Origin of the sequence: Streptomyces djakartensis, from assembly GCF_014651075.1 — a bacterium.
GTDB classification, from domain to species: domain Bacteria; phylum Actinomycetota; class Actinomycetes; order Streptomycetales; family Streptomycetaceae; genus Streptomyces; species Streptomyces djakartensis.
In genome coordinates this window covers 1-581 of sequence record NZ_BMWE01000085.1, presented here as the reverse complement: position 1 = coordinate 581, position 581 = coordinate 1, and the positions used below count along the sequence as shown (strand labels likewise).

Genomic DNA, 581 nt, shown 5'->3' with positions numbered 1-581 from the left:
GAATGTGTCGGATGTCCATATTATCAAGGGAATGGTTATTGTTTTCCTTGTATGCGAAAGCTGATAGGAAAGTAGGTGGTTAAGATGTTCAAGTGGCTGTTTAAGAAGAAAGGATGTGCAAAACATATGAATAACAAGTTAGAAGTAATCGGCATTGATCATGGTTGGTCAATGATGAAAACAATTTCTCAGGTATTTGTCACAGGAGTTAAGGAGATTACAACAACTCCGGCACTTTTCGGCGATGTACTTGAGTATGAAGGAAAGTTCTATAAGGTTGGAACTGTGAGGCAGGAAGTAAAGGATACAAAGGTCGAAGATGACAGCTTTTATCTTCTCACACTTGCAGCAGTTGCTAAGGAACTTAAAAGAAGAGGTCTTGCAGAGGCAAAGGTATTCCTTGCCGTAGGACTACCACTTACAAGGTTTGGAGCAGAGAAGAATGATTTTATCAAGTACCTGACAAAGAATAAGCGTGTAAGCTTCAAATATGAGAATGAGCCGTATTATATTGAAATGGATGATGTGGCAGTATTCCCTCAGTGTTATGCAGCAGTAGTGGACAAGATTCCTACAATGGC

1 protein-coding gene is annotated in these 581 nt (G+C 39.8%); it reads left to right on the top strand.

All coding sequences use genetic code 11. The features are described 5' to 3' along the window. Positions 1 to 84: 84 nt before the first annotated feature. Positions 85 to 581: ParM/StbA family protein (locus tag IE212_RS35815; protein ID WP_229864742.1), on the top strand; the 497-nt coding region annotated here is incomplete at its 3' end.